At 62.1% G+C, this 24,612-nt stretch carries 22 protein-coding genes; 15 read left to right on the forward strand and 7 right to left on the reverse strand.

Features of this window, described 5'->3' with window-relative positions; genetic code table 11:
* Nucleotides 1–2: 2 nt before the first annotated feature.
* The 5 genes from BBJ66_RS16070 to BBJ66_RS16090 all read left to right on the forward strand — a co-directional run bounded on the left by BBJ66_RS16070 (nucleotide 3) and on the right by BBJ66_RS16090 (nucleotide 3,116).
* The gene (locus BBJ66_RS16070; RefSeq protein ID WP_049731090.1) at nucleotides 3–380 is read left to right on the forward strand and encodes a response regulator; all 378 of its coding nucleotides are present in this window, start codon (nucleotides 3–5) and stop codon (nucleotides 378–380) included.
* Between the two features lies 1 nt (nucleotide 381).
* Complete coding sequence (locus tag BBJ66_RS16075; RefSeq protein WP_071088279.1) at nucleotides 382–1,074, forward strand: response regulator transcription factor; 693 nt, start codon at nucleotides 382–384, stop codon at nucleotides 1,072–1,074.
* Nucleotides 1,075–1,241: 167 nt separating this feature from the next.
* Nucleotides 1,242–1,601: an ArsR/SmtB family transcription factor gene (locus BBJ66_RS16080; RefSeq protein WP_049731142.1), complete on the forward strand. Its 360-nt coding sequence runs from the start codon at nucleotides 1,242–1,244 to the stop codon at nucleotides 1,599–1,601.
* Between the two features lie 192 nt (nucleotides 1,602–1,793).
* Nucleotides 1,794–2,459, forward strand: coding sequence for a nitroreductase (locus tag BBJ66_RS16085; RefSeq protein WP_049731088.1), 666 nt, complete (start codon nucleotides 1,794–1,796; stop codon nucleotides 2,457–2,459).
* 84 nt (nucleotides 2,460–2,543) lie between these two features.
* Complete coding sequence (locus BBJ66_RS16090) at nucleotides 2,544–3,116, forward strand: NADPH-dependent FMN reductase (protein WP_071088281.1); 573 nt, start codon at nucleotides 2,544–2,546, stop codon at nucleotides 3,114–3,116.
* Nucleotides 3,117–3,176: 60 nt separating this feature from the next.
* Here BBJ66_RS16090 and BBJ66_RS16095 read toward each other — a convergent pair whose 3' ends face one another.
* The 6 genes from BBJ66_RS16095 to BBJ66_RS16120 form a co-directional block, all read right to left on the reverse strand.
* Nucleotides 3,177–4,364: a galactarate dehydratase gene (locus tag BBJ66_RS16095; RefSeq protein WP_049731141.1), complete on the reverse strand. Its 1,188-nt coding sequence runs from the start codon at nucleotides 4,362–4,364 to the stop codon at nucleotides 3,177–3,179.
* Nucleotides 4,365–4,376: 12 nt separating this feature from the next.
* Complete coding sequence (locus tag BBJ66_RS16100) at nucleotides 4,377–5,588, reverse strand: mandelate racemase/muconate lactonizing enzyme family protein (protein ID WP_071088283.1); 1,212 nt, start codon at nucleotides 5,586–5,588, stop codon at nucleotides 4,377–4,379.
* Nucleotides 5,585–7,336 (reverse strand): ABC transporter ATP-binding protein, encoded by a 1,752-nt coding sequence (locus BBJ66_RS16105; RefSeq protein WP_071088285.1) that lies wholly within the window; start codon nucleotides 7,334–7,336, stop codon nucleotides 5,585–5,587. Before BBJ66_RS16105 ends, BBJ66_RS16100 begins: the two co-directional genes overlap by 4 nt.
* A gap of 7 nt (nucleotides 7,337–7,343) precedes the next feature.
* Nucleotides 7,344–8,465, reverse strand: coding sequence for an ABC transporter permease (locus tag BBJ66_RS16110; protein ID WP_049731084.1), 1,122 nt, complete (start codon nucleotides 8,463–8,465; stop codon nucleotides 7,344–7,346).
* Nucleotides 8,466–8,473: 8 nt separating this feature from the next.
* Nucleotides 8,474–9,460 carry an ABC transporter permease gene (locus BBJ66_RS16115; protein ID WP_049731083.1) on the reverse strand — a complete coding sequence of 329 codons (987 nt, stop codon included), beginning with the start codon at nucleotides 9,458–9,460 and terminating at the stop codon, nucleotides 8,474–8,476.
* Nucleotides 9,461–9,572: 112 nt separating this feature from the next.
* A complete protein-coding gene (locus BBJ66_RS16120; protein WP_049731082.1) occupies nucleotides 9,573–11,513 on the reverse strand; it encodes an ABC transporter substrate-binding protein in 1,941 nt (646 codons plus the stop codon).
* Nucleotides 11,514–11,816: 303 nt separating this feature from the next.
* Here BBJ66_RS16120 and BBJ66_RS16125 point away from each other — a divergent pair, with 303 nt between their 5' ends.
* Genes BBJ66_RS16125 through BBJ66_RS16165 form a run of 9 tightly spaced genes read left to right on the forward strand, consistent with a single transcriptional unit; the run spans nucleotide 11,817 to nucleotide 20,505 of the window.
* The gene (locus BBJ66_RS16125; protein ID WP_017967398.1) at nucleotides 11,817–12,536 is read left to right on the forward strand and encodes a FadR/GntR family transcriptional regulator; all 720 of its coding nucleotides are present in this window, start codon (nucleotides 11,817–11,819) and stop codon (nucleotides 12,534–12,536) included.
* A 14-nt stretch (nucleotides 12,537–12,550) separates the two neighbouring features.
* A complete protein-coding gene (locus BBJ66_RS16130; protein ID WP_071088308.1) occupies nucleotides 12,551–13,381 on the forward strand; it encodes an NAD-dependent epimerase/dehydratase family protein in 831 nt (276 codons plus the stop codon).
* Nucleotides 13,378–14,253 (forward strand): SMP-30/gluconolactonase/LRE family protein, encoded by an 876-nt coding sequence (locus BBJ66_RS16135; RefSeq protein WP_071088288.1) that lies wholly within the window; start codon nucleotides 13,378–13,380, stop codon nucleotides 14,251–14,253. Before BBJ66_RS16130 ends, BBJ66_RS16135 begins: the two co-directional genes overlap by 4 nt.
* Before the next feature lie 36 nt (nucleotides 14,254–14,289).
* Nucleotides 14,290–15,243 (forward strand): dihydrodipicolinate synthase family protein, encoded by a 954-nt coding sequence (locus tag BBJ66_RS16140; protein WP_071088290.1) that lies wholly within the window; start codon nucleotides 14,290–14,292, stop codon nucleotides 15,241–15,243.
* A gap of 44 nt (nucleotides 15,244–15,287) precedes the next feature.
* Nucleotides 15,288–16,874: an ABC transporter substrate-binding protein gene (locus BBJ66_RS16145; RefSeq protein ID WP_071088292.1), complete on the forward strand. Its 1,587-nt coding sequence runs from the start codon at nucleotides 15,288–15,290 to the stop codon at nucleotides 16,872–16,874.
* Between the two features lie 5 nt (nucleotides 16,875–16,879).
* Nucleotides 16,880–17,974 (forward strand): ABC transporter permease, encoded by a 1,095-nt coding sequence (locus BBJ66_RS16150; protein WP_049731078.1) that lies wholly within the window; start codon nucleotides 16,880–16,882, stop codon nucleotides 17,972–17,974.
* 4 nt (nucleotides 17,975–17,978) lie between these two features.
* Nucleotides 17,979–18,914 carry an ABC transporter permease gene (locus BBJ66_RS16155; protein WP_071088294.1) on the forward strand — a complete coding sequence of 312 codons (936 nt, stop codon included), beginning with the start codon at nucleotides 17,979–17,981 and terminating at the stop codon, nucleotides 18,912–18,914.
* A complete protein-coding gene (locus BBJ66_RS16160; RefSeq protein ID WP_071088296.1) occupies nucleotides 18,911–19,765 on the forward strand; it encodes an ABC transporter ATP-binding protein in 855 nt (284 codons plus the stop codon). Before BBJ66_RS16155 ends, BBJ66_RS16160 begins: the two co-directional genes overlap by 4 nt.
* A complete protein-coding gene (locus tag BBJ66_RS16165; RefSeq protein ID WP_071088298.1) occupies nucleotides 19,762–20,505 on the forward strand; it encodes an ABC transporter ATP-binding protein in 744 nt (247 codons plus the stop codon). Before BBJ66_RS16160 ends, BBJ66_RS16165 begins: the two co-directional genes overlap by 4 nt.
* Nucleotides 20,506–20,538: 33 nt before the next feature.
* On the opposite strand, the gene BBJ66_RS16170 is transcribed toward BBJ66_RS16165, so the two are convergent.
* Entirely contained in the window at nucleotides 20,539–21,381 is an 843-nt protein-coding gene (locus BBJ66_RS16170) for an alpha/beta fold hydrolase (protein ID WP_071088300.1), read from the reverse strand.
* Nucleotides 21,382–21,568: 187 nt separating this feature from the next.
* Between BBJ66_RS16170 and BBJ66_RS16175 the strand changes: the two genes are divergently transcribed.
* Nucleotides 21,569–24,448: a helix-turn-helix transcriptional regulator gene (locus BBJ66_RS16175; protein ID WP_071088302.1), complete on the forward strand. Its 2,880-nt coding sequence runs from the start codon at nucleotides 21,569–21,571 to the stop codon at nucleotides 24,446–24,448.
* Nucleotides 24,449–24,612: the final 164 nt, after the last annotated feature.

Raw genomic sequence — 24,612 nt, forward strand, 5'->3', positions numbered from 1 at the left:
ACATGACCGAGACAAGACATGTCGTCGCAATTGTCGATGACGATCCAAGACTGCTGGAATCGATGGGCGACCTGCTGGAATCGGCGGGTTACGTGGCTCGCGGCTTCCCGTCGGCGGGCTCGCTGCTCGTCAGCGGGCTGTCGGACTTCGACCTGCTCATCACCGATATCGGAATGCCCGGCATCGACGGCTTCGAACTTCGTGACCTTGTGAGAAAATCGCGTCCCGAGTTGCCGGTTTTCCTGATCACTGGCCGCCACGAGATAGCCGATCAGGGCCGTGCCCAGGGAGGCGGCGGTTTCTTCCGCAAGCCCTTCGATGCCCAGGCCCTGCTGGCGGCTATCGCCAATGCTTTACATCAATCGAGAGATGGAGGGTAACATGAGAGTTGACCAGCCGTTGCTGCGGAGATCGGCGCCGTCATCATTGCAGGTCAGATATGAAGAGGATCAGCCGCTCGTCATTATCGTCGATGACGATGCATCGGTTCGCGAGGCGCTGTCGGAGTTGATCCTGTCGGCGGGTTTTCAGTCGCTCAGTTTTGCCTCGACCCGCGAATTGCTTGATGCCGATATCCTGGAAAACCCCGGCTGCCTGATCCTCGATGTGCGTATGCCCGGAGCAAGCGGCCTTCACCTGCAGAGCCATCTGGCCGAAAGCGGCATTTCCAAGCCGATCATTTTTCTGACCGGCCACGGCGATATTCCGATGACCGTCCAGGCGATGAAGGCAGGTGCAGTGGATTTTCTCACCAAGCCGGTGCGGGACCAGACGCTGCTCGACGCCATCACTGCGGCCATTGCGATGGATGCCGAACGACGGGCCGAAGCCGCAATCGCCAAACGCAATGTCAAACGCCTGGAGACGCTGACGCAGCGCGAGCGCGAAGTTCTGCACGAAGTGGCGCGCGGACGCCTCAACAAGCAGATCGCCTTCGATCTCGGCATCAGCGAAGTGACGGTCAAGCTGCATCGCAGCAACGTCATGCACAAGATGGAGGCCGCCTCGATCGGCGAGCTGATCCGGGCCTGGGAGACGCTGCCGGCGCAAATGCGGCAGGCTGTCTCGCGTTAATTTTATCAATTGCCTGTCCATTTGATGCGCGCCGTATCCGATTTGCGTTGAAAAAGACGGCGCGGCGCCGGCAATGGGTTTCACACCGGCACCCATGCGTTATCTCTAAATTAAAGCTCGGGGATATGACCTCAAGCCCGGCTTCAATTTTATAAAGGAGATCACGCCTGAACACTCTATCGCCAGCCGCGCCTTCCCCTGAAACCAACGCGTTCGACATCGAAGCAAACTTCCTGTCGGCCATGGGGAACGCCAAACGGCTTCACATTCTGCATCTGTTGACCGAGGGAGAAGTGTCCGTGACCGTCCTGGCTGATGAAGTCGGATTGAGTCAATCTTCGACTTCCCAGCATCTGGCAATCCTTCGAGAACAAGGGCTCGTGCAGACGCGAAGGGCTGCGCAGACGATCTATTATTCACTTCAATCCGGCATGGCCAGGACGATGCTCGATACGCTCGCCGACATCTTCGGATCGCGCCGCCGCTCCCCGGCAGACCGCATCCGGGCCGGGCATCCGGCGAAATGACGAAGCCTTACTCTTGCCGCGCGTGATCGGTCTCCTATTCTGCCGAGGATGATCTTGCAGGCATCAGGTCGGACGCATCGGTCCCTGATGGACGTTTGATGTAGGCCTCCTAGACCACGGTGTGATTACGCCTCCATTGCGAATGGAGATAATCAATCACATCAGGAATGGAACGGTCAGGAGGACGCGATCATGGACGTATATGAGGCAGTCACGAGCCGACGATCGGTGCGTGGATTCAAAGATAAGCCTGTGGCGAGGGAGATACTTGAGCGCGTGCTGGCCGCCGCGGCCTGGTCGCCGTCGGGATCGAACATCCAGCCGTGGAACACCTACGTGATGACCGGCGCGTCGCTGGCCGAACTCAAGACATCAGCCGTCGAGCGTGTGGCCCACGGCGACCCCTGGGACAAACGGCAGTACGAGATGTACCCGCCCGCGCTCAAGTCCCCGTACGGGGAGCGCAGATCCGCCTTCGGCAAAGAGCGCTACAGCGCGCTCGGCATTGCGCGCGAGGACTGGGAGGCGCGCCAGCGGGCAGCGATCGCCAACTGGAACTGCTTCGGCGCGCCCGCCGCCCTGTTCTGCTACATCGACCGTGACCTCGGCCTACCCCAATGGGCCGACGTCGGCATGTATCTGCAGACCGTCATGCTGCTGCTGCGCGCCGAAGGACTGCACAGTTGCCCGCAGATGGCGTGGTCACAGGTTCGTGAGACGGTCGCGGAGGTCCTGTCACCCCCGGACGGGCTCGTCCTCTTCTGCGGCATGTCGATCGGGTACGAAGACCCCGCGGTAAGTTCTGCCCACACGGGCCGCGCCCCGCTCGCCGAGACGGTCACTTTCATCGGCGATTAGTTGCTTGTGCTTGAAGCACAACAGAGCCCTTCTATGATTCCTGCGTATGATACGTCCCTGTCATCCGTGATATTGGAGAACGCCATGACCACCCATAAAGTCGGCTATCTCATCGGCAGCCTCGCCAAGGGCTCGATCAATCGCAAGCTTGCCAAAGCGTTGGTGCGGTTTGCTCCGCCGGAACTTGAAATGTCGGAGATATCCTTCAAGGATCTGCCGCTCTACAGCTACGACTTTGACGCCGACTATCCTCCGGCCGGCAAGGCATTCAAGGCTGATATCGCGGCCGTCGACGCCGTGCTGTTCGTCACGCCCGAATACAATCGATCCATACCCGGCGGGCTGAAAAACGCAATCGACTGGGCGAGCCGCCCCTACGGCACCAACTCGTTCACACGCAAGCCGTCGGCGGTTATCGGCACCTCGCCGGGCGCGATCGGCACCGCCGTCGCCCAGCAGAATTTGCGCAGCGTGCTGAGTTTCTGCAACTCTCCCCAGATGAACGCCCCGGAAGCTTACATCCAATTCACTCCGGGGCTGATCACCGATGACGGCGAGGTCACGAACGAGTCCACCGCAGACTTCCTTCGCAAGTTCATGCAAGACTTCCACGTCTTCATCGCAAGGGTTCGCTCGGTGCTGCCGAAAGATGCTTAGAGCATAAAAGAAACTGGCCTCATGCGGCAGCGACCAGTTTTCGATTTTCGAGTCACGTCTTCAGGCGAAGGCGTAAGAACCGTCCGGCCGCTTCGGCACGCGCCGCTGCCAGTGGATGTAGCCTTCCTCCTGCATCGCCTTTTCGTCCATCTCGACGCCCCAACCGGCCCGATCCGGGCGCAGTTCGAGATAGCCATCCTTCGGCAGATAGGGATCGACGACGTAACGGGTTTCCCCCTCCCGCTTTTCGATATCGTTGCCACCATAGACATAGGCCTGGCCCTTCGGCAGCCGGTATTCGAGAATGCGGAAATTCTGCGCCGCGGCCGAGAAATGCACGTTGACGGCTGTCGCAAGCGGACCCATCGGGTTGTGCGGGGCAACGCCGACGAAGAAAGCTTCGGCGAGCGTGGCAATGCGGCGCATTTCGCTGATGCCGCCGACGACGCAGATATCCGGCTGGATGAGATCGGCGCCCTTGACCTGCAGCAGCCGCAGGAACTCGTTTCTGCTGTACAGCGATTCACCGGTGGCGAGCACGCAGTTGAGGCCCTGTTTCAGATCGCCCCAGGCCTCGATATTCTCGGGCCGTAGCGGTTCCTCGAAAAACAGCGGATCATAAGGCGCCAGGGCATTGCCGAGCTGGCGCGCGGCGATCGGTTCGAAAATCTTGGCGTGAGCGTCGAAGGCGATCTCGTATTCGTCGTTGACCGTCTCGCGCAACGAGCGGAAATAATCCGCCGAGGCTTTGACGACATTGCCCCAGCGATTGGCATGCATGTCGATCCGCCATGGGCTGAGCTTGAAGGCGGTGAACCCCCATCCCTCCTTCAGGCGATCGAACTCGTCGCGGGCCGCCGGCGCATCGGGCGCGGTGTAGACCCCGGCGTAGACCTTGATGCGGTCTCGCACCTCGCCGCCGAGCAGCTTGTAGACCGGGACGTTCGCCGCCTTGGCCGCAAGGTCCCATAGGCAATGATCAAGCGCGGAGATCGCGGCAAGGCCGAGCGCGCCCGGCGGGAACCGGCTTTGCTGGATCAGCAGGTTGACGAGATAATCGACACGTGTCGGATCCTGGCCGGCCACGAAGGCGTAGAGATAATCGAGCAGCGGCGGCAGCGCCTTGTCGGGGCCGTGATTGTAGCATTCGCCCCAGCCCGTCAGCCCGTCATCGGTATCGAGCGCGACGATCACGCGCGGACGGTCCTTGTCGCGGGTCATGAAAACCCGCATGCGGTCGATCTTCATCATTCTGTCCTTCTAGCGATTGAAATAGCTGCGGCGCGCCACGCGCGTCTGCACATAGACATGCTCGTTGTCGGTTCCGGGATTGTAGGCGCCGGCGGCTTGCGGCACCGAGACATTGCCGGCGCTCGGGAATCGCGCCACGAATTCCTCGTCGATATCGCAGCCGAGCCCCGGGCCATCGGGAACGGCGATCAGGCCGTCGACCTGCTGCGGATGCGGCACGATCGTCTGGCGGCGGCCGTCCCAGTCGTCGTCGAGGCGCTCGAGAATGAGGGCGTTGGGGATGGCGGCCAGCAGATGCAGCGCCGCATATTCCGCCACCGGCCCCAGCGAACCGGAATGCGGCGCCATCTGGATATGATGGGCCTCGGCCATGGCGGCGATCTTCTTCATCTGGGTGATGCCGCCGGCCCGGCCGGTGTCCGGCTGGATCACGTCGACCAGCTCCTTCTCGATGAGCTCGCGCTCGCCGAAGATGGTCGCCGAGCGCTCGCCGGCAGCAAGCGGCACATGCGCTGCGTCGCGGATGCGACGGTAGCCGTCGATATTTTCCGGCGCGATCGGATCTTCCACCCACATCAGCTCATAGGGTTCGAGTGCCCGCACCAGCCGGCAGGCATCCGCAGGCGTCAGCCAAGGCGGCCCATGCAGGTCGATGGCAATATCCATGTCGTCGCCGACGGCATCGCGCAGCGCCGCAACCTTGCGGACCGGGTCTGCGACCCCGCCGCATTTGATCGCTTTGATGCCGCGTTCCTTGAGAGCAAGCGCACGCTCGGGCGTATTGGCATGGGAATAAATCGGAATCCGGTCGCGCACCTTGCCGCCGAGCAGCATCCAGACAGGCACGCCGAGCGCCTTGCCCTTGATGTCCCAGAGCGCCATGTCGATGCCGGTCATCGCACCGCCTCCGACCGTCCCGAGCATGCCATGGCCCATCATGGCGATATGCATCTTCTGCCACAGCCGTTCGATATGAGCCGGATCCTCACCGATGAGGAGAGGTGCAAGATCATGGATCGCCGTCTCGACGACACGCGGCCAGCCCGAGCACTCGCCGATGCCGGTGATGCCCTCATCGGTATCGATCTTCAGAAAGAGCCAGTTCCGGGTGCCTCCGAACTGCTTGGAGGCCGCGCCGCCCGGACGATGATCGGAAGCCCAGCTCGAAGGATCGGGCTGACCGACGTGCATGAGAAACGTGCGGATTCCGGTGATTTTCATCTCTGAGAACTTCCATTCTTCAGATTGTCGGGCTTGAGATTGCCTGGCTTCAGGTTATCTGGCGCGACATAGCGGAAGCGTCTGGAATGATCGCGGTCGCGCGGATCGGGGCGCGGGATCGCCGATATCAGCGCCTGGGTGTAGGCATGCTCGGGTGTGCGGCAGACCTGTTCCGCCTCGCCGATTTCGACGAGCTGGCCTTTGTACATGACGCCGACACGGTCGCACATGTAGCGAATGACGCCGATATCATGACTGATGAAGATATAGGCGAGGCCAAGCTCGTCCTGCAGGCGCATCAGCAGGTCGAGCACCTGCGAACGCACCGAGACGTCGAGCGCCGAGGTTGCCTCGTCGGCGACGATGACGCGCGGATTGAGCGTGATGGCGCGGGCAATGCCGATGCGCTGGCGCTGACCGCCGGAGAATGCGTGCGGGTAACGTTCGCGCGCCCGCGGATCGAGGCCGACCTGCTCCATGAGGTGGCAGACCCGCTCATCCAGCGCCCGCCCTTTGGCGACGCCGTTGACGAGCAGCGGCTCGCCGATAATCTGCGAGACGGTCATGCGCGGGTTGAGCGAGCCGAAAGGATCCTGAAACACCATGCGCAATTCGCGGCGCGCCTCGGCCAGCGTCTGGCCTTTTGCCGTTGCCAGATCGATGATGCCGCCGTCGGCGCGGCGATAGAGAATTTCGCCTGCTGTCGGATCGAGCAGCCGCATGATCGAGCGGCCCATCGTCGTCTTGCCGGATCCGCTCTCGCCGACGATGCCGAGCGTCTCGCCCGGCAAAAGCGAGATGGAAACATCGTCCAGCGCTTTCACCTCGCCGAAATCCATCGAGACGTTGCGCAGCTCGAGGATCGGCGCCGCCGTCCTGTCGAGCGGCGCACGCGCCAGGCGGATTTCGGCCTTTTGCTCCAGCTTCAGCACCGAACCAATCAGCATGCGGGTATAGTCGTCCTGCGGCGCATGAAAGATCTGCTCGACCGGCGCATATTCCTTGGCGACGCCGTGGTGCATGACAAGCACGTCGTCGGCGATCTGCGCCACGACGCCCATATCATGCGTGATGAACAGAACGGCCATGCCGTTGGCTTTTTGCAGCCGGGCGATTAGGTCGAGAATTTCCGCCTGCGTCGTCACGTCGAGGGCCGTGGTTGGCTCGTCGGCGATCAGGAGTTGCGGCTTGCAGGCGAGCGCCATGGCGATCATCGCGCGCTGGCGCATCCCGCCGGAATATTGGAAGGCATAGCGGTCCAATGCCTTTTCCGGCGAGGGAATCTCGACCTGCTTCAGCAGCGATATGGCCTCAGCGCGCGCCTCGGCCTTGCTCATCCTGGTGTGGAGGCGAAGCGCCTCGACGATCTGGTTGCCGACCGTGTGGATCGGCGACAGCGACGACATCGGCTCCTGGAATATCATGGCGATGTCGCGGCCGCGGATCGCCCGGATCTGGCGCCCGCGCGGATTGAGGCTGGTCAGATCGGTCGAGCCGCCGTTTTGATCGTTGAGGACGATCGATCCGGCCGCAATGCGGCCGGGCGCATCGACGATCTGCAGGATCGAACGCGCCGTCACCGACTTGCCGGATCCGCTTTCGCCAACGACACAGAGTGTCTTGCCCGGTTCGATCGAGAAAGACAGATCGCTGACGGCGCGGAAGACGCCGGTGCGCAGCGGAAATTCGACGGTCAGGTTTTTCACCTCGAGCAGCGGCCTGCCGGCAATGGGTACGATATCGGTCATGCCGGCCTCATTTGTTATAGGGATCGGCCGCATCGCGCAGGCCGTCGCCGAGGAGGTTGAGCGCCATCACGGCAACCACGACGGCGCAGCCGGGCATGAAGAGCCAGGGCGCGGTAGCGATCGAGCGAATGTTCTGGGCCTCGCGCAGCAGCACGCCCCAGGAGATGGTCGGCGGCTGCAGCCCGAGCCCGAGGAAGGAAAGCGAGGTCTCGGCAAGGATCATCGCCGGCACCGCAAGGGTGATCGATGCGATGATGTGGCTGGCAAAGCTCGGCAGCATGTGGCGAAAGATGATGCGTCTTTCGCGTACGCCGTCGAGTCTCGCGGCCGCCACAAACTCCTCCGTGCGCAGGGACAAGAAGCGGCCGCGCACCACACGGGCGAGCTGCGCCCAGCCGGTCAGCGACAGGATGATCGTGATCATCATATATTGCAGCGTCGCCGGCCAGTCCTGCGGCAGGGCCGCGGCCATGGCGAGCCAGATCGGGATCGTCGGCAGAGACAGCACGAAATCGATCACGCGCTGCATGATGAAATCGATGCGGCCGCCGTAATATCCCGAGATGCCGCCGATCACGATGCCGAGCATCAACGACAGGAAGACACCGACGAGGCCGATCGAGAGCGAAACCTGCGCGCCCTGCACCGTCCGGCTGAAAACATCGCGCCCAAGCCTGTCGGCGCCGAAGAGAAGCAGCGGCGTGGTCTTGTCGGGCGAAGCAATCAGATGGATGTTGGTGTTGAACAGTCCAAAGACGGAATATTCATAGCCGCGCCCGAAGAACTGGACGTCGACGCGCTTCGTCGTGTCTTCCTTGAAGATGGCGGCCAGCGTTTCCGGATCGCGGGTCAGCTTCATCGGATAATAATGCGGGCCGAAGGAGAAGCCGTTCTCAGTATCGATCAGATGCAACTTTTGCGGTGGGTGAAAGGTCGCCCGGGCATTTTGCAGGTTCGGATCGTTGATGGCGAAGAAACCGGGGACCAGGGCGACGATATACATCATCACGGTGACGACGAGCGCCACCATGGCCAGCCGGTGTCGGCGGAAAGCCCACCAGATCAGCTGCCATTGCGATGCGACGGCGGCGCGATCCGGCTGTATATTTGTAACGGTAATGTCGGCCATATCGGCTCCTATTCCAACCGGATGCGGGGATCGACCAGCGCAAGCAGGATATCGCTGATCAGCGAGCCTATCAGCGTCAGCGCGCAGATGAGCAGAACGAAAGCGCCGGCCAGATACATGTCCTGGGCCATCAGCGCCTGCAGCAGCAAGGGGGCGGCCGTCGGCAGGTTGAGAACGATGGCGACGACCACCGAGCCGGAAATGAGGTTGGGCAGCAGCCAGGCAATCGTCGAGATGAACGGATTGAGCGCGATCATCATCGGGTATTTCATCAGCAGCCGAAACTCCGACAGACCTTTTGCCCGTGCTGTCGTCACGTAAGGCTTCGGCAGTTCATCGAGCATGTTGGCGCGCATGACGCGGATAAGGCTTGCTGTCGAGGAGACGGCGAGAATGATGACGGGAAGCCAGAGATGGGAGAAAAGATCGCCCATCTTGGCGAAGCTCCAGGCCGCGTTCTCGTATTCCGGCGAAAACAGGCCGCCGACATCCTGGCCGAATTCAACCGCCGCGACATACATCAGCACCAGCGCCAGCAGGAAGGACGGAACGGCCAGGCCGAAAAAGGTGAAGGCGGTGAAAAAATAGTCGCCGATCGAATATTTGCGCACGGCGGAATAGACGCCGATCGGCAAGGCGATCGCCCAGGTGGCGATCAAGGTCGACAGAGCCAGCACGAGCGTCAGGGCCATGCGCTCCCAGATCAGGTCCGAGACCGGCTGCTGCCACTCGAAGGAAATACCGAAATCGCCGCGCGAGAGGATGCCCCATATCCATTTGAAATATTGGACAAGCATCGGATCGCCGAGCCCGAAACGCTCACGCAGTTGCGCGGCCGTGTTCTGATCGACGATCTCGTTGGAGGCTGCCAGCGTTGCGATATAGGTGGTGACATAGTCGCCCGGCGGCAGCTGGATCAGTACGAAAGCGAGAAAGCTGACGGCGAAAAGCGATGGAATCATCCATAGCAAGCGTTTGGCGATGAAGACCAGCATGAGGCGCCTCTTGCACTAACGTTGCCCACCGGGCCTTGCCGGCCATCGGGGTCGGCAAGGGGAAGGCAAACCGAGGAAAGCGCCGTACCGTGGGTACGGCGCTCAATCAAAATCAGCTCGTGAAGGTGAACTGTTGCGGCATTGCCGGCCCCGGATTGGGCCAGGACCAGCTGTCCGGCTCCTTCTCGGGAACATTGCGCAGATTGTTGCGGATGATGCCGAAGCCGCCGACGGCCAGGCAAAGCCCGACGGTCTCGAATTCTTCCGCCGCGATATCGAAGATCTGCTTCATGATCGCACCGCGCTTGTCGAGGTCGGCCGTCGAACGCGCCTCGTCGAAGAGTTTCATCCGCTTCTTCTGGCTTTCCGGCGGTTCTTCGCCGCGTGCGCCGTTGGAGGTGTACCAAAGCGTCCATGGAATGGCGTAACGCGACCCCTGAGGATGGAAAGCGAAGAAATCGCGCGGATCGAGCATCGGATCGAGGCCGCCGGGGCCAGGCCATACCTGCGCGTCATGGGCATTGTCGTCGCCGCGGGTGTAATAAAGAGCTCGCTCGATCGTGTTGACCTTCATGTCGATGCCGATCTGCGCCCAATGCGTCTTGACCAGTTCGAGCGCGTCGACGAGGTCGGGATAGAGCGTCGGAATGACGTCGATCGAGAAGAACACCTTCTGGCCGTCCGGCCGGAGGCGGAAGCCGTCGCCGCCTTTCTTGTAGCCGGCCTCATCGAGCATCGCGCCCGCCTTGTCGGCGTCAAATTCGGTGAACTGGCGCGCATATTTCTCGTTATACCAGGGATGGGTCGGACGCGGCCCGGCCTGATAGGGTTCGCTCTGCCCGAAATAGACGATGTCGATGAGTTCCGGCCGATTGATGCCGATCGACAGCGCCTGACGGAACGCCTTGTCCGCAAACATCTTGCGCATCGCCGGATCTTTGTGGGTTATGTTGAAATAGATCTGGCACTGCTGCGAGGCCGAAGGCACGAGCGTCAGCAGGCGATAATCGCCTTTTTCCATGTTCTTCGACAGCGTCGGCTTGTTGGCAAGCACGCTGATATGGCGTTCCTGGATGTCGATCTTACCCGAGATGACATTCAGCATCAGCGATTCGACGTCCTGCGAGATGCCGAAATTGATTTCGTCGATATAGGGAAGCTGATTGCCCTCGGTGTCGACCTGCCAGAAATAGGGGTTTCGGGTCATGACAACACGCGTCGCACCACCGGCATAGGGCTCCTTGACCACCCATGGATCGAGCGTCGGCTTGTCGACATTGCCCCAGCGTGATGGGATCTCGATGTCACCGCAGCGGCTGCGGAACAGTTCCGTCCAGCTGGTGACGCCGGCCTTCTTCGCGTCGGCTTCGATGTTGGGGTTATATTTCGGCAGGAACTGGCTGCAGTAATGCTTCGGAAAGAGCGTCGGATGCTGACCGAGCGGCGTGGCGAGGTTTTCGAGATAAAGGGCGTTGGCCGCCGCAAAGGTGAACTTCACGGTATAATCGTCGACCTTCTCGACGGTGACCGGCTTGCCGGCGACGGCAAGCTGCGCCGGTGTCGAGCTGTAGAGTTCGGTGTTCTTGACGCAGTCTTCGATCGCAAAAACCACGTCATCGGCCGTAAAGGGATGGCCGTCCGACCAGCGCACGCCTTCGATCAGATGGAAGGTGAATTGCGTCGCGTCGTCGCTGACTTCCCAGCGCTCGGCAAGGTTCGGCTCCACGGCGGTAAATTCGAGGTTCCAGCGCACCAGGCTCTGGTTGCCGACCATGCGCAGGATGCCGTTGTGGTCGGACGAACCGCGAAGGCCGCGGCGCAGCGAGCCGCCATAGGTGCCGACCTTCTCGTACGGCTTGACGACCATCGGCTTCTTCGGCAGCCGCTCGGCGAGCGGCGGCAGTTTTCCGTCCTTCACAAGCTGCGCAAGTGCCGGCGCTTCGCCGCCTGCGGCGGCAGAGACGCGACCGGCGATGGACAAGGCTGCGACGCCCGCCATGCCACCAAGCACAGTGCGGCGGGTAACGCCGCGCGACAGAATTTCATTGGGCATCGAGTTCCTCCCTTTCTAAGCCGGCACACCTTTTGAACCGGCTGATGCGGCAGGCTCCCGACCTGCCGCCCGCACCCTCCTCGGCGCTGGGACCGAACCATAGACACGTTCCCAAATGATTACAAGAGTTGACAGATAATTACAAATTTTGTAGCGATGCTGCAATGGAACCGGGTTTTCCCGCGCCGATAGCAAGGCAGAAGCGAATAAATGACAGAAATCTGTCAGAAGCTGTACACTTCCACGCAGACGGCATCGGTCGGCAGTTGCAAGAGCCGATAGCGTTCAGAGAAAAGGACGATAATGACATTCGCGGTCGACGCCGTTTCGAACAGGGGCGCAACGCGCTTCAGCGACATCATCTACGAGAAGATCGTGGGGATGATCGCCGACGGCAATTTTCCGGTGAACGAACGGCTGCCGTCGGAGACCAAGCTCGCCGCCGATTTCGGCGCATCGAGGCCTGTCGTTCGCGAAGCGCTCGAACGCCTGAGAGCCGATGGCCTGGTCGTTTCGCGCAAGGGCTCGGGCTCTTATGTCAGGCAAAGACCGGACTCGTCGATGCTGAAAATGGTGCCGGTCGGATCACTCGCCGATGTCCAGCGGTTCTTTGAGTTCCGCGCCGGCCTCGAGGCCGAGGCGGCGGAGCTTGCCGCGCGAAACTGGCAGCCGGCCGACAAGGAGAGGATTACGGCAGCGCTTCTTTCGATCGAGCAATGTCTGCGAAACGGAGAGCTCGGCGCCGAGGAGGATCAGGTTCTGCATGATGCCATCGCCATGGCGACCGGCAACCAGTTCCACATCACCGTTCGCGAATGGTTCAGGCCGCATTTCGCTATCGGGCATTCCGTCACGCGAAGCCTGAGCTTGAAACGGACGCTGGAGCAGATTCGCAGCGTCCAGGACGAGCATGCGGTGATCGTCGAGGCGATCTTCGCACGGCGGGAAACCGAAGCGCACGATGCGATGAAGAAACACATATTGAACGCCCGCGCCCGCATGTTTCAGGGGGTTGAGCGATAATGGAAGGACGGATGATGAAACGGATCGCTGTGACGGGGGCTACTGGGCGTGTCGGAACGCTGCTGCGCCCGCTGCTCCGCTCGCATTTCGAGCACGTCAGCCTGATCGATCTGCAGGAGCCCAACGGGCTTGGCGAAAACGAGACCTTCGTAAGAGCCGACCTTACAAAGCTCGACGAGGCAACGGCTGCCCTGAAGGATATCGACGGCGTCGTTCATCTCGCCGGCATCGCCAGCGGCATCGACATGAACGCCATTCTGCACGCAAATGTGCTTGGGACCTACAATCTCTACGAAGCGGCACGGATCAACAAGGTCGAGCGGGTCGTCTATGCATCGAGCAACCATGCGACCGGCTTCTATCCGCGTGGCGAAATCATCTCGCCGCTCGATCCCATGCGCCCCGACAGCCCCTATGGGCTTTCCAAATGCTGGGGCGAACTGGTGGCGGGGCTCTACTACGACACCTCGGGCATTCGCTCCCTTTCCATCCGTATCGGCAATGCCGGCACCTATCCCAACAGCGAGCGATCGGTCGCGATCTGGATCAGCGCACGCGACCTGGCGCAACTGGTGCGGATCGGGCTCACTCATCCGTTGATCGCGGCGACGGTGGTCTACGGTGTTTCCGATACCGACGAGAAATGGTGGGACAATGATCTGGCGAGGAGGCTCGGCTACCAACCGGAAGACCGGCCGCGCGATCACGCCCGCATCGAACAGGGATCCGAAGGGCCGGTCGCGCTTGCGTTCCAGGGTGGCGGATTTTGTGAGATCAACCACGACGGCACCATCCGCATGCGTGACGCCGAAGGTTTGGCCAAAAGCCTGGAGGCGGCCGAATGACGGCGCCTCGGATCATCCACCCGCAAGTCCGTTCCGTGATCGAGCAACCGCTGACGGTCGGTGAATCGCCGGTATGGGACGACGAGACCGGCACGCTGTGGTTCGTCGACATTCTGGCGCCGGCTGTCGTGCGGCTCTCGGCTTCGGGAAAGATCGACCGCTTCGACATGCCGGCGGCGGTCGGCAGCCTCGGGCTTTGCCGCGATCACAGGATCGTCGTTGGCCTCCAGACGGGCGTCCATCTCTTCGATCCGGCCTCCCGCGATATCGAATTCCTATGCGACCCGGTCGGGCGCGAGATGATTGGCCGGCTCAATGATGGAAAGGTCGGCCCGGACGGACATTTCTGGGTCGGCTCGATCAGCGAAGCCAAGCCGCAGATCGAAGAGGCCGCTCTTTACCGCGTCGGCGCCGATGGCAGCACGCGGACGGTTGCAACGGGACTGACGAGCTCCAATGGCCTCGCCTGGTCGCCGGACGGCCGGCAGATGTATCACTCCGACAGCCGCCAATGTTTCCTGCAGGCATTCGACTTCGATCCTGAGACGGGCAGCCTCGGTGAAGGACGTCGCCTGCGCGGCTTCACCGAAGAAGAGGGGCGGCCGGACGGGGCGACGACCGATCGCGATGGATTTTACTGGAGCGCCGGCGTCTCCGCCGGCCGCCTCAACCGCATATCGAGCGAAGGCGAAATCGTCGAGATCTACATTCTGCCGGTCCCGGCACCGACAATGCCGTGTTTCGGGGGGCCGGATCTCCGGACCCTCTTCGTCACCAGCCTGTCGACGGACCGCACCGGACGTTTCGAGGCGGGCACGGTCATCGCCTTCGATGTGGATGCGGAGGGGCTGCCGCCCTTCCGCTTCGGATGACGATCATCTGGATGGAAAGCTAACGGGGAAAGAAAAATGAGCATCGCGATCATGCGCAAGGCGCTTACGGGCGTGTCGGGCGTTCCCGTCACGGCCTATGACGGTAAAGGCGAAGTCGAACCTCGGATTACGGCCAAGGTTTATGCGCGGGTAGCGGCAGCGGGCATTCACAACATCGTCGCTGCCGGCAATACAGGCGAATTCTATGCCCTGACGCCGCAGGAGATCCGGATCGTCCACGAGGCGGCGGTATCGGGCGTCGATGGCCGGGCGCCGGTGACGGCTGCCATCGGCCGGTCGCTGCGCGAGGCGATCGGCATGGCGAGGGATGCGGCGGCGATGGGCGCCTCCGCCGTCATGTCGCATCAGCCGGTCGATCCTTTCGCGGCACCTTCGGCCCAGATCGGCTACTTCTGCAAACTTGCCGACGCGTCCACCCTGCCGCTCGTCGCCTATGTCAGGGCCGAAGGTTTCGGTGTCGAGGATATCGTCCGTCTCGCCAACCACCGCAATATTGCTGGCATCAAGTTCGCCACGACCGATCTGATGCTGCTGTCGCGGGCGATCCCCGCGGCCGATCCTGATGGCGCGCTGTTCGTCTGCGGCCTGGCGGAGAGCTGGGCGCCGACATTCACCGCAGCCGGCGCGCGCGGTTTCACTTCGGGCCTCGTCAATGTTGCACCGCGGCTTTCGCTTGCCGTCCACGCCGCGCTCGAAAAAGGCGACTTTGCCGCGGCACGGGCGATCGTCAACACGCTCGAACCATTCGAGCGGATGCGGACGAAATTCCGCAACGGCGCCAACGTGACCGTCGTGAAAGAGGCCGTCACCTATTCCGGCCTCGATGTCGGCCCCGTGCGCGTGCCGGGATTGCCGCTGCTCGACCAGCAAGATCGTGAGGAACTTCATCGGCTGCTTCGAGGTTGGGAGGCCGAGGGCAGCATTCAAACGGATCCGGAGCGCCAGCAATCTGCCAAGGCGGCCGGCTGAACTCAACGGTATTTTCGCAAATAACAGGATTGGGAGGTCTAGAGATGCTGAAACAGCTACTGACAACGATCGCACTTACCGGCGCCCTGATGGGTGCGCAGCCTGCCTTGGCGGCGTCACCGCCCAATATGCTGGTGATCGGCACCAACCTCACCGGTATCCGGACGCTCGATCCGGCCCAGAACAATGCCCGCACGGTTTCCGAGCTGATCTCGAACCTCTACGACAACCTCGTGCAACTGTCGCCTGACGATCTCAAGACGCTGAAGCCGATGCTTGCGACGCAATGGAGCGTCTCGCCGGACGGCAAGATCATCACACTCACCCTGCGCGACGACGCCGTCTTCCAGAGCGGCAACAAGGTGACCGCCGAGGATGCCGCCTGGTCGATCCAGCGCGTCATCAAGATGGGCCAGGTCGGCTCCACCGACGTCGCACTCTGGGGGTTCACGCCCGAAAACGTCGAAAAGCTCGTTCGGGCAAAGGACGACCATACGCTGGAGATCGAGCTGCCGCAGTCGGTGAATACCGACCTGGTGCTCTATTCGCTGGCCGGCTCGTCGATCGGCATCGTCGACAAGAAGACGGTGCTGTCGCATGAGGCGAACGGTGATTTCGGCGGCGCCTGGCTTTCGGCCAATTCCGCCGGCAGCGGTCCGTTCAGCCTGGCGCAGTGGCGGCCGAACGACGTGGCGATCTTCAACGCGCAGCCGAAATATTGGGGCGGCAAGCCGGCCATGGCCCGCGTCGTGGCCCGCCACATTCCCGAATCCGGCAATCTCCGGCTGCAGCTCGAAGCCGGCGACGTCGATGTCGGCCAGTATGTGGCAAGCGGCGATCTCGATGCGCTGTCCACCAACAAGGATATGGTCATCGACAATGTCCCGGGTCTCGGCTTCTATTACATCGCCCTCAACCAAAAAGACCCTGATCTGCAGAAGCCGAAGGTTCGCGAGGCCTTCCAACACGCCTTCGACTGGAAGGCAATCTCCGGCAATATCATGCGCCACACCGGCTTTCCCTGGCAGTCGATGATCCCGCGCGGCATGATCGGCGCGCCCGATGAGGCTGCCGCCCGCTACGATTACGACCCCGCCAAAGCCAAGCAGCTGCTGGCGGAGGCCGGATATCCGAACGGCCTGAAGAAGGTGCTCAATCCGTCGGGTGCCCCGACCCTGCCCTTCGCCGAAGCGCTGCAGGCGAGCGCCCGGGCCGCCGGCCTCGAACTCGATCTGGTGCCCGGCGAATTCACGCCCGCCTTCCGCGAGCGCAAATTCGAAGTGTTGCTCGGCAATTCCGGCGCCCGTCTGCCCGATCCTTTCGCCGTCGCCACGCAATATGCCTACAACCCAGACAATAGCGACGAGGCGCGCCTCGGCAGCTATTATCTCTGGCGCACGGGCATGAAGGTGGACGAGCTCAACACGCTCATCGATCAATCGATGAAGGAGCGGGACACGGAAAAGCGCACCGATATCTTCAAGAAGATGGACGGCATCTACGCCGGAATGGCCGCACCGCTCGTCATCTTCTTCCAGCGAACCGACCCCTATGTCATGCGCGCCAACGTCAAGGGTTATCACGGCCATACGACCTGGTCGACGCGCTGGCATGACGTGACCAAGGAGTAGAGCGCGTGGCAAGCGCCGATCTGACATCGAAGCAGGAGAGCCGTCATTCCAGGGCGGGCGGGTTTGCCGATGCGGCCCCGCACCCCTTGACGAGCCTGCTGCGGCGCCTGGCAGGGCGCGTGGTGGCTATCGTCACCACGCTGCTCGGCCTGCTTTTCCTAACCTTTTCGATGGGCCGTCTGCTGCCTGCCGATCCGGTACTGGCCATCACCGGGGCGGAGGTCAGCAAGGAGGTCTATGATCGGGTCTATAACGAGTTGGGACTTGGGCAGCCGATCTGGATGCAGTTCTTCTCCTATGTCGGGAAGGTCGCCACAGGCGATCTCGGCACGGCGGCGACGACGGGCCAGCCGATCCTCACCGATCTCATGACGATCTTTCCCGCCACGATCGAGCTTGCGATCATCGCCATGATCATCGGCGCCGTCATCGGTATTCCCTTAGGCGTCACGGCTGCCGTCAGGCGCGGAACGATCATCGATCATATCGCCCGGATCGTCGCGCTTGCCGGCCACTCCATCCCGATCTTCTGGACCGGGCTGATGGCGCTCTTCCTGTTCTACGCCAAGCTGAAACTCGTCGGCGCATCCGGCCGGATCGACGTCTTCTACGAGGGCCTCGTCACGCCGATGACCGGCTTTCTGCTGATCGACGCGGCGATACAGGGCCAATGGGACGTTTTTCACAACGCGCTCGGCCACATCATCCTGCCTGCGGCGATCCTCGGTTATTACTCCGTCGCCTATATCAGCCGCATGTCGCGGAGTTTCATGCTGGAGCAACTGAGCCAGGAATATATCATCACCGCGCGGGCCAAGGGGCTCGGCACCCGCAAGGTCGTCTGGCGCCATGCCTTCCGGAACATCCGCGTGCAACTCCTGACGATCCTGGCGCTGACCTTCGGCGGGCTGCTCGAGGGCGCGGTGTTGATCGAGACGGTTTTCGGCTGGCCGGGGCTCGGCCAGTACCTCACCCGCGGCCTGCAGATGAACGACATGAACGTCGTGATGGGTTCGGTGCTGACGATCGGCGCCGTTTTCCTGACCATCAACATCCTGTCGGACGTCCTCTATCGCATTCTTGACCCGAGAACACGGTGACGCCATGACGATCTCCACCGAAGACGCAGACAGCGCCAATGCCGGCGGCCTCCACAAATGGCTGCTGGCGCCGGAACCTCAGGGCTGGTTTCAGTCGTCGATGCAGCAGATCCACCAGGGTTGGCTGAAGTTCAGTCTGCATCCGCTTGGTTTGGCGGGCCTGTTTATCATCGTGCTCCTCATCGTTGTGGCGACGGCCGCGCCTCTGCTGACGAGCTACGATCCGATCGTGCAGGATATGGCCGGGCGGCTTGCGCCGCCGTCGGCAGCCCATTTTCTCGGCACCGACAATTTCGGCCGCGACGTCTTTGCCCGGGTAATCTACGGCGCCCGCACGACGCTCTACATCATCATGCTGGTGACGATCATCGTCGCACCGCTCGGCCTGCTGATCGGCACAGTCTCGGGTTATTTCGGCGGTATCGTCGATGAAATCCTGATGCGCGTCACCGATATCTTCCTATCCTTCCCCGGCCTCGTGCTGGCGCTCGGTTTTGCGGCAGCGCTCGGCCCGGGCATCACCAACGCCATCATCGCCATTTCGCTGACGGCCTGGCCGCCGATCGCCCGGCTGGCGCGTGCCGAAACGCTCAGCCTGCGCAAGGCGGATTATATCGCCGCCGTGCGCCTGCAGGGCGCGACATCACTTGCGATCATCACCCGCCACATCCTGCCGATGTGCATTCCCTCGGTGATCGTCCGCGTCACCCTCAACATGGCCGGCATCATCATCACTGCCGCCGGTCTCGGCTTTCTCGGCCTCGGCGCGCAGCCGCCATGGCCGGAATGGGGCTCGATGGCCGCCAGCGGCCGCGAGTTCATGCTCGACAGCCCCTGGGTGATCGCCGCACCCGGTATCGCCATTGCACTCGTCAGCCTCGCCTTCAACCTCGTCGGCGATGCTCTTCGCGACGTGCTCGACCCGAGAGGTTCGGAATGACAGAGCCCCTGATCGATATCCGCAACCTCGAAATCGCCTATGGCGGCGGCCACATGCGCGCGGTGCGCGGCGTCAGTTTCGCGCTCGGGCAGGAAAAACTCGGCATCGTCGGCGAATCCGGATCGGGAAAATCGACCGTCGGCCGGGCGATCATGAAACTGCTGCCGCCGACCGCGGTGGTCAGCGCCGAGCGAATGACATTTCGCGACGTCGACCTCATCAAGGCGGATGAACGAAAGATGATGACGATCCGGGGACGGCGGATCGGCCTGATCCTGCAGGACCCGAAATATTCGCTCAATCCGGTTATGCGCATCGGCGAACAGATCGCAGAGACCTACCGCTTCCACCATCCCAAGGTCAGCGCGAAAAGGACCTACACCCAAGCGCTCGATATGCTCGAAGCAGTGCAGATCCGCGATCCCGAGCGCGTCGCCCGCCTCTATCCGCACGAAATATCGGGCGGCATGGGCCAGCGCGTGATGATCGCCATGATGCTGATCGCCGAACCGGAAGTGCTGATCGCCGACGAGCCGACATCAGCGCTTGATGTCACGGTCAGGCTCGAGATCCTGGCCCTGCTCGACGAACTCGTTTCACGCCGCAATCTCGGCCTGATCTTCATCAGCCATGACCTCAACCTCATCCGGAATTTCTGCGACCGCGTCCTCATCATGTATGCCGGCCGCGTCGTGGAAGTGCTGGAGGCGCGCGATCTCGACAAGGCGAAACACCCTTATACGCAAGGGCTTCTGGCCTCCCTGCCGACGATAGAGGATCCGCCGGCCCGGCTCCCGATCCTGACGCGCGATCCCGCCTGGCTCAATGACCTCGCGGAGGCGTCACGATGATCCGGATCGACAATCTCACCATCCGTTTCGGACACGGCCAGCGGCCCGTCGTCAGAGACGTCAACCTCGCCATCGAGAGCGGCACGGCCTTTGGCCTCGTCGGCGAATCCGGCTGCGGCAAATCCACAGTTCTCCGGGCGCTCTCCGGTCTCAACGCCAATTATGACGGTCACATCGAACTCCAGGGCGAGACGCTGGAGCGCCAGCGCAGCCGGCCGTTCTATCGGCGAGTGCAGATGGTGTTTCAGGACCCATACGGATCGCTCCATCCGCGCAAGACCATCCGCTCGCAACTGCTGGAGCCGCTGCGCAACCAGGGGCTCGACACCAATTCGGTCGACGTCAACGCCGTGCTGCGATCGGTCGGCCTCGATCCGGCGCTAAGCTATCGGTTTCCGCATCAACTCTCCGGCGGCCAGCGCCAGCGCGTGGCGATCGCCCGGGCCTTGATGCTCAATCCCGACGTGCTGCTTCTCGACGAGCCGACATCGGCGCTCGACGTTTCGGTGCAGGCCGAAATCCTCAATCTGTTGCAGGATCTGCGCAAGGAGCGCGGCCTCACCTATCTGCTCGTCAGCCACGATCTCGCCGTCGTCTCCCACATGTGCAGCCGCGTCGCCATCATGGAGGCGGGCGAGATCGTCGAACAGGTCGATATCGAGGCATTGCGAAGAGGTGCGGTCGAACACCCCTATTCGCAACGCCTGTTGCGCGCGAGCCGGATGTACGGAAGGGCGTAGCCATCGATCGGCACGCCCCTGCCACGTCTCGGATCACCGCAAGTGGGTGTCGATAGCGGAAACGATCTCTTGCCAATCATCGGGATGAATTTCGTGCCCGCCGCCTTCGAGCCGGACAAGCTTCGCGCCTCGGACGGTTCGCGCCAGCAGCTCGCCGTGTTCAACCGGATAAATCGGGTCGGCCGTTCCGTGGAAGACAAGGAGAGGCGCGGCCAGTTCAGCCAATTTTCCTTTCAGGGCCTGGCCGCCCCTCAGCATGAAATGATTGGTGGCACTGACGAAGTTTTTCGCCCGTTTGACATCCCGTTCGACAAAGGCACGCGCCTGGTGTTCGTTATAAGGGTGCGCCACCCCGGCGATCATCCGGGTGTCTTTGACAAGGAATTCGATCACCTGGGCATTGTCTGTCCAGTCGACGGTCTCGCCCGTCTGGGCGTGCGCCATGTAGGCGTCAGTGGTGTGCGGCAGAGCGCTTGTATCAACACCCATCGGCGTGGTGGACATCAGCGTCAGCGTCTTGACGCGTTCGGGATGGGAGAGCGCTGCGATCTGGGCAATCGTGCCGCCCAGCGACATTCCGATCAGATTGATGCGGTCAATGCCGTAGCCATCCAGTACCCTGACGGCATCCTCAGCCATGTCGTCCATTGTGTAGGGCGGTTCCCCGGGCTGATAGATCGTCGAACGGCCGGTGTCTCGATTGTCGTAACGGATGACATAATATTTCTGAGCGGCGAGCTTTTGGCAGAACTCATCCGGCCACCACAGCATCGACGCCATCGCGCCCATGATCAACAGGATCGGCTCATGCGCCGGGTTGCCAAATGCCTGTGTGGCGATCTCGACCTCGTCAAACTTGATAATGCGTTCAGTCACTTGGGGCATCCTTTATTTGTATCGGGTGAAGCGGCGCCTTGGGTCCTGGTACCGGCAGGCATTTTCATAATGGGGCTAAGGCAGGGGTGCCGCATCGGGCATTTTGCGTAGGGCAGGCTCAAATCACACATGGGATGACTACGTCTCCATCTCTGCTAATCTTAAACTTCACGTATCGGAGGACTTCGTGTCGGCATCCCTCAGAAGATCCCTGTTCTCAGGCCGTGTCGCCGAACTCGATGCGATGGATAGCGCGTTCCGGGATGTCTCCGGCGGCCGGCAACGCTCCATTCTTCTCGGGGCGGAATCAGGCGGCGGCAAGAGCCGGCTGGTAGAAGAATTCGCCGACCGACTGTCGGGCCGGGCTATCGTCCTGAAAGGCGGCTGCATCGAGCAGCGGGAATCGGCATTGCCCTATGCGCCCGTAACCGCTTTGCTGCATGAACTGGTTCAGCTGCGCGGCGGGACGGCCACCAGATCGCTTGTCGGCGTCGAGGGTGCGCGCGAGCTGGCATGGCTTCTTCCCGAATTCGGCGAGACCTCTGAAAGGCTCGATGCGAGCATCGCAAGAGCGCGGCTGTTCGAAGCGCTGCGAAAATTGTTCGAAGAGCTCGCCCGCGAGATGCCGCTCGTCATGGTCGTCGAGGACATTCACTGGGCCGACCAGGCCACATGCGATCTGCTTCGCTTCCTCACGGCGCGGCTGAAGAAAATTCGGCTGATGCTGATCGTCACCTACCGACCCGAGGAAACCAGCGGCAGCAACGCGCTGCGGACGACCATCGCCGAGCTGTCGCTTTCCGAGGGTGCCGAGCTGTTGAAGCTTCCCCGCCTGAAGCGCGCCGAAGTCGCCGCCCAACTCGAAGGCCTGCTCGGGCGCCCGCCGACACCCGCTGTCGTCAATGAGGTCCATGCGCGGAGCTGCGGGATCCCGCTTTTCACCGAGGCGCTCATCGACGCGAGCGGAGGCTTGCGGACGGATTTCCCCGGCTCGCTCAACGACTATCTGCTGAAAACCGCCAGGGAGATGCCGGCGTCGACGGCAGAACTCTTGAAGGTGATGGCGCTTGGCGGCCCGCATATCACGCATGCGCTTCTTCGCAGCGTAACGGAGAAGCCCGATCTCGAACTGGCAGAATTGCTGCGGCCTGCAATTTTGGCCGGGATCTTGGTACCGGATGGCGACGGATATGCGTTCCGCCACGCCCTGATCCACGAGGCGGTGCGGAGTGACCTGATCGCCGGCGAAAGGATGGCCATCCATCGCGGCTATGCCGAGGTGCTCGAACGCGGCCCGGTTCCAAGCTACCGGGTTTGGCATGCCGTTGCTCTCGCCCGCCATTGGCACGGCGCCGGCCAGGCCGAACCTTGCCTGCGATGGGCCTGGCAATCTGCCGTAGAAGCCGCCGCCACCTTCGCCTATGCGGATCAGATGGAGATGCTCAAGCTCGTGTTGGCGGCGTGGCCCGACGTCGATCATGCGGCCGATCTGATCGGCGCGGATCACTGCAGGGTGTTGGAACTGGCCGCCGATGCGGCTTGCTGGGCAGCGGAAGCCGAACAGGGGCTGGCCTTCGTCGAGCGTGCCCTCGCCGAAGTGGATGCCGAGGGCGACGGCGCGCAGCTGGCAGCCCTTCTTCTGCAGCGCGCGGTGATGCGTCAGCACACGCTTATTCCGGGCGAAATCGCCGATCTGGAACGAGCGCTTTATCATGCGGTCGATCCCACAAGGCTGCGCGCGGACGGACTGGGGCAGTTTTCCCGGGCGCTGATATTGCGGCGAGAATTCGATCGCGCCAGGCTCTTGGGCGCCGAACTGAAGGATCTGGCGGAGAGGCTCGATGACGAGGAATATCGTATCGAGGCGTTGATCGTCGCGGCATCCGTGGACATGGCCTCGGACAGTTCTCGGATCGATGGCTTTTTGAGCGTGGCTAAGCGCGCCGGGCAAGCCTCCATCGGCCGCGTCGAGGTGCTGGCGGGCGCAGCCCTGCTGCAGGCCCTGCTTGAGACCGGAGACTATGCCGAGATCATCGACATCGGACCGGCGATCTTTGCGCGGACCGTCGAGTTCGGCCAGGCCCGGTATATCGGAGCCATCGTGGGTTCGCCCTTGTGCCGCGCCTTGCTCGCCGTCGGCCGCGTTTCCGAAGCCGTGGAGACATGCGAACGGATGGCGGCATTGGATCCGCTGCCGCTGGGGCTGGTTCATGTTTTCGAATGCCAGGCGGAGATTGCCCTGGTATCGGGAGATCCGGATCGCATCGCCGCAGCGGCAAGCTCCTTGCGCGCTCTGCCACCCGGCCCTCAGGTCGCGGGCCGCATGGCGGCCAATCTTTTGCGATTCGATATCGAAAGCCGTGCGCTGGCGGGCGACATGGAGCAGTCTGCGGTCCTGATAAGATCGGCTTCGAGCCAGTTCGAGAGGCAGGGCCGCGTCTCCTGGCCGCTCCTGGCCTCGGCCATGCGCGTCGCCGTCGATACCAACCGGAAAGATGTCGCCCGGCAGCTTGCGGACCTTGCCGCCCGGACCCCGTGCCGCAACGTGATCGAGGAAGCCGAGAGGCTCAACCTCTCGGCTGAGATGTCGCGCGCGACGGTTTCCGACCTCGACACCTGGGAAACAGCTGCCCGAAGCTGGGCCGATTTGAACCAGCCCTTTCGGCAGGCGTATGCTCTTATGCAGGCCGGGAGCGCTGCGGTGAATGCCGGCAAGCGCGGCAGAGGTGCGGGCCATTTCAGGCGAGGTGCGGAGCTTGCCCAGTCGATCGGCGCTCGCCTCCTCTGCAATCAGATCGAGACGCTGGCTGCAAAGGCCCGCATTGATCTGCGAGGCGAGAAAGAAGGCAGCCTGCCGAAGGCGCCGCTCGGCCTGACGGATCGGGAATTCGAGGTGCTCCGGCTTGTCGCCGCCGGACAGAGCAATCGGCAGATCGCCGATAATCTGTTCATCTCGTCGAAAACGGCGAGCGTCCATGTCTCCAACATCTTGAGCAAACTCGCCGTCCCCAGCCGCGGCGCCGCGGCGGCCATGGCCCACCGGCTCCGGATGGTTGATCCGGTGTAGATGTCAGCTTTAGGAGATTGCCTGGCTAGACCCTCCTGATATCGCTCACGGCATTCCATTTTTCGTTGCCTAGACCGTTTTGCATTTAGGTTGACCCATATCCTGCGTTTCGGATGTAGTTTGCGCATTCGTTTGGTTTGATTGTCTCTATGGTTCGAGCCAAA

The sequence above is a fragment of the Rhizobium sp. RSm-3 genome (assembly GCF_001854685.1).
Taxonomy (GTDB): domain Bacteria; phylum Pseudomonadota; class Alphaproteobacteria; order Rhizobiales; family Rhizobiaceae; genus Rhizobium; species Rhizobium ecuadorense.

Bases quoted from the DNA above. Each gene is read 5' to 3' on its own strand.
- BBJ66_RS16070 (WP_049731090.1), top strand. From the start codon at position 3: ATGACCGAGACAAGACATGTCGTCGCAATTGTCGATGACGATCCAAGA.
- BBJ66_RS16075 (WP_071088279.1), top strand. From the start codon at position 382: ATGAGAGTTGACCAGCCGTTGCTGCGGAGATCGGCGCCGTCATCATTG.
- BBJ66_RS16085 (WP_049731088.1), top strand. From the start codon at position 1,794: ATGGACGTATATGAGGCAGTCACGAGCCGACGATCGGTGCGTGGATTC.
- BBJ66_RS16090 (WP_071088281.1), top strand. From the start codon at position 2,544: ATGACCACCCATAAAGTCGGCTATCTCATCGGCAGCCTCGCCAAGGGC.
- BBJ66_RS16095 (WP_049731141.1), bottom strand. From the start codon at position 4,364: ATGAAGATCGACCGCATGCGGGTTTTCATGACCCGCGACAAGGACCGT.
- BBJ66_RS16100 (WP_071088283.1), bottom strand. From the start codon at position 5,588: ATGAAAATCACCGGAATCCGCACGTTTCTCATGCACGTCGGTCAGCCC.
- BBJ66_RS16105 (WP_071088285.1), bottom strand. From the start codon at position 7,336: ATGACCGATATCGTACCCATTGCCGGCAGGCCGCTGCTCGAGGTGAAA.
- BBJ66_RS16110 (WP_049731084.1), bottom strand. From the start codon at position 8,465: ATGGCCGACATTACCGTTACAAATATACAGCCGGATCGCGCCGCCGTC.
- BBJ66_RS16115 (WP_049731083.1), bottom strand. From the start codon at position 9,460: ATGCTGGTCTTCATCGCCAAACGCTTGCTATGGATGATTCCATCGCTT.
- BBJ66_RS16120 (WP_049731082.1), bottom strand. From the start codon at position 11,513: ATGCCCAATGAAATTCTGTCGCGCGGCGTTACCCGCCGCACTGTGCTT.
- BBJ66_RS16125 (WP_017967398.1), top strand. From the start codon at position 11,817: ATGACATTCGCGGTCGACGCCGTTTCGAACAGGGGCGCAACGCGCTTC.
- BBJ66_RS16130 (WP_071088308.1), top strand. From the start codon at position 12,551: ATGAAACGGATCGCTGTGACGGGGGCTACTGGGCGTGTCGGAACGCTG.
- BBJ66_RS16135 (WP_071088288.1), top strand. From the start codon at position 13,378: ATGACGGCGCCTCGGATCATCCACCCGCAAGTCCGTTCCGTGATCGAG.
- BBJ66_RS16140 (WP_071088290.1), top strand. From the start codon at position 14,290: ATGAGCATCGCGATCATGCGCAAGGCGCTTACGGGCGTGTCGGGCGTT.
- BBJ66_RS16145 (WP_071088292.1), top strand. From the start codon at position 15,288: ATGCTGAAACAGCTACTGACAACGATCGCACTTACCGGCGCCCTGATG.
- BBJ66_RS16155 (WP_071088294.1), top strand. From the start codon at position 17,979: ATGACGATCTCCACCGAAGACGCAGACAGCGCCAATGCCGGCGGCCTC.
- BBJ66_RS16160 (WP_071088296.1), top strand. From the start codon at position 18,911: ATGACAGAGCCCCTGATCGATATCCGCAACCTCGAAATCGCCTATGGC.
- BBJ66_RS16165 (WP_071088298.1), top strand. From the start codon at position 19,762: ATGATCCGGATCGACAATCTCACCATCCGTTTCGGACACGGCCAGCGG.